Annotated in this window: 4 protein-coding genes and 1 pseudogene; all 5 read right to left on the bottom strand. The window is 73.5% G+C overall.

The genetic code is table 11. The features are described from left to right. Window positions 1–909: TIGR04222 domain-containing membrane protein (locus D0D28_RS35260; protein WP_240323476.1), on the bottom strand; the 909-nt coding region annotated here is incomplete at its 3' end. Then, complete coding sequence (locus tag D0D28_RS35255) at window positions 887–1,600, bottom strand: TIGR04222 domain-containing membrane protein (protein WP_116115527.1); 714 nt, start codon at window positions 1,598–1,600, stop codon at window positions 887–889. The genes D0D28_RS35260 and D0D28_RS35255, both read right to left, overlap by 23 nt. 18 nt (window positions 1,601–1,618) lie before the next feature. Continuing rightward, a complete protein-coding gene (msrB, locus tag D0D28_RS35250; RefSeq protein ID WP_094007222.1) occupies window positions 1,619–2,041 on the bottom strand; it encodes a peptide-methionine (R)-S-oxide reductase MsrB in 423 nt (140 codons plus the stop codon). A 22-nt stretch (window positions 2,042–2,063) separates the two neighbouring features. Then, entirely contained in the window at window positions 2,064–2,354 is a 291-nt protein-coding gene (locus tag D0D28_RS35245; protein ID WP_094007224.1) for a hypothetical protein, read from the bottom strand. A gap of 15 nt (window positions 2,355–2,369) precedes the next feature. After that, window positions 2,370–2,972 (bottom strand): annotated as a pseudogene (locus D0D28_RS35240) (serine/threonine protein kinase); the annotation flags it as partial.

Genomic DNA, 2,972 nt, shown 5'->3' with positions numbered 1-2,972 from the left:
CAGTAGTCTCTTTGGCTCGGAGATGTTTATAACATACAGGCCACCGCCTCCCCCGCCGCACGAGCTGCCGCCCCCACACGAACTGCTCCCGCACGAGCTGCTCGATCCGCAGCCGTAGCCGTACGAGCCGCTCGTCGCCGAGCCGGACCCCCAGCGGCGGCGCGGTTTCCGTGGCGGGGGCGGCGACAGCAGGGCCGTCGCGATGGCCGGGTCCGGGTACCGGCTCAGACCGCCCAGCGCCACCTCCTTCGCGGACCAGCCCGGGGTCACGCTCGCGCCGCGCAGCGCCGCCTCACCCGCCGTCGTCCGGGCAGGTCCGCGCGCCGGGCGGTCGGTGAGCGCCCAGAGGAGCCCGGCCGGCAGCACGGCGAGCACGAACGTGCCGTCCGGGAAGGTCACGAACGCGATGACCAGGACCGCGACGAGCAGGAGCATGGCCAGCCGCCGGAGGGCGCGCACCGGGCCCGGCTGGACCAGGAGCCCGTCGCCGGCGAGCCGGTCGCGCAGCCGGCCGGACTCGGCGTGGCCGCGCACCGCGGCACGCACGTCGTGCACGGTCCAGGTGCCGCGGCCGCCGTACACGCTGGCCCAGATCGCCGCGGCCAGGCCGCCGGCCGGGGGCCGGTCACCGGTGGTGGACAGCAGTCCGGTGCTGTTCACCCGGATCCGGCCGTTCGCGATCAGCTCGGCCAGCGCGGTGTCGGTCGCCCGCGCCGGACCGCCGGTCAGGAAGCCCAGCTCGACCGGCCCCGGCGGCTGGTGCGGTCCGCCGCCGCGCCGCTTCAGCAGCCACGGGCCGAGCGTGCGCACCACGACGGGAAGCACCGCCAGCACGGCGAAGACCGGGAGGAACGTGGACGCCGGCAGACCCCAGAACGCGGGCCCGTCACCGACTGAAAGGATCGCCACCCCAGCCACCTCCGAGTCCCCCACGGGCACGTTGGCGGTTCGACGACCGGTACGCGGCCGCGGTTCCCGGCTGCCGCGCAACCCGGCGCAGCAGGCGCGCCCCCGCGACCGTGCGCCGGGGCGGCGGCACGAGTTCGGCCAGCCCGAGGACGAGCACGCCGGCCAGCATCACCGGGATGGCCGCCATCGCGTAGCCGCCGGCGAACGTGCTGGCCACGACCCCGATCAGCAGGACCCGGGACGCGATCCGGATACCGGCGGCGTCACCGGGCGCCACCACCAGACCGCGGGCCACGAGGCCGTCGACGACCTGCTCGAACGGGGTGCCCGCCACCAAGTGGACGCGCAGGGTCTGCGCGGTCGCCAGGCCGCGCCAGAACGACACCGCCAGCATCACGGCGACGGCCAGCGGATCGGCCGGGGCCTGCTGGGTCGTCGTGGTCAGCCGTCCGGCGCCGTCCACGCGGATCCACCGCCGGGCGACCAGGCCCGCGAGCACCACGTCGACGGCGCGTTCCGGCCCGCCGGACAGCACGGCCAGCTCCACCGCGGTGACCGGTTCGGTGCCGATCCGGATCCGGCGGCACCGCAGCAGCACCGGGCCGAGCAGGCGCACCACCGGCGGCACCAGGATCAGCGCCGTGTAGAGCACCACCAGTTCCCTGGCGGACAGTCCCCAGAACGCCCCCATGCGCCCCGAGCGTAACCGCTACTCGGCGGGCACCAGCCGCAGGGAGATCGAGTTGATGCAGTACCGCTGGTCGGTGGGGGTGGGGTAGCCCTCGCCCTCGAAGAGGTGGCCCAGGTGGCTGTGGCAGGTCGCGCACAACACCTCGGTGCGCACCATGCCCAGCGACCGGTCCTCGCGCAGCAGCACGGCGTCGGAGGCGGCCGGGTCGAAGAACGACGGCCAGCCGCAGTGGCTTTCGAACTTGGTGTCGCTGCGGAACAGCTCCGCACCGCAGGCACGGCACTCGTAGACACCGGCGGTCCTGGTGTCGGTGTACTCGCCGGTGAACGGCCGCTCGGTGCCCGCCTGGCGCAGCACGGCGTACTCCTCGGGGGAGAGCTGCTCGCGCCACTCCTGGTCGGATTTGACCACCTTCGGGGTGGCTCCCACGACGGGTTCCATGCGAGGTTTCATATGCGTCAGGCTACTCGGCGAGCCACTGCACGGCCCGTACCACGATGTCCCAGGAGGCGACGATCACGCCCAGGACCAGCAGCACCACGATGGTCGCCGCGATCCACCAGCGCAGGCCGCCGGCCCGGGTGCTGGACTCGGCGAACTCGGCCACGTTGTGCAGGGTGCCCTCGACGGTGAACCCCGGCTCGCAGCGCTGCATCCGGTCCAGGTGCCGCGCGAACGCCTGGGCCTCCGGATCGTCGGGGTCGAGCCCGGCCAGGTCGTCGTCGAAGCGCGGGTTGTGGCCGCTTTCGGTCATACCGACCAGGGTAGGTCAGCCGATGCGGGTGTCGGCGTCGATGCGCATGCCCTGATCGGTGTTGACGACCCGCCACGAGATGCGGCCGACCCCCGCGATGGTCACGTACATGTCCGCCGAACCGTCGGAGTTGAGGCCCTTGTCCGCGAGGATCGAGTTGTAGCCCTGGATCTCGTGCTCGGACCAGTACTGCTGGAACGCCTGCTGGCTGCCGAACACCGCCTGCGCGGACGGCGTGAGCAGCGCCCACGCGGCGGCCGACCCCTTGCCGTCGAGATACCCCTTCACGACCTGCCCGGCCTGCCCGAAGTTCACCGAACCGGTGTTGGCCGTCTTGCCCAGGTCCGCCGGGGCGGCGCTGCTGGAGGTGCTGGACGGCGCGGCCGTGGTGGACGTGGTGCCGCCGACGTTGGCCTGCGAGGTGCCGGCGTTCGGCTGGTCACCGCCGTTGAGCACGACCACCAGCACCAGGACGAGCACCGCGACCACGGCCACCGCGGACCCGGCCAGCACGCCCTTGCGCTTCAGCGGTGACGGCTTGGCCTGCTGGGGCGGCTTCGGTGGCGGGATGAACGCCGCCGTCGGGTCGCGCGGGCTGCGCTGCTGCGACAGGGCGGG

The organism is Amycolatopsis ruanii, from assembly GCF_003385175.1.
Lineage (GTDB): Bacteria > Actinomycetota > Actinomycetes > Mycobacteriales > Pseudonocardiaceae > Amycolatopsis_E > Amycolatopsis_E thermalba.
Note: the sequence above shows the minus strand (reverse complement) of the source record. Positions and strands in the feature narration are given on the sequence as shown.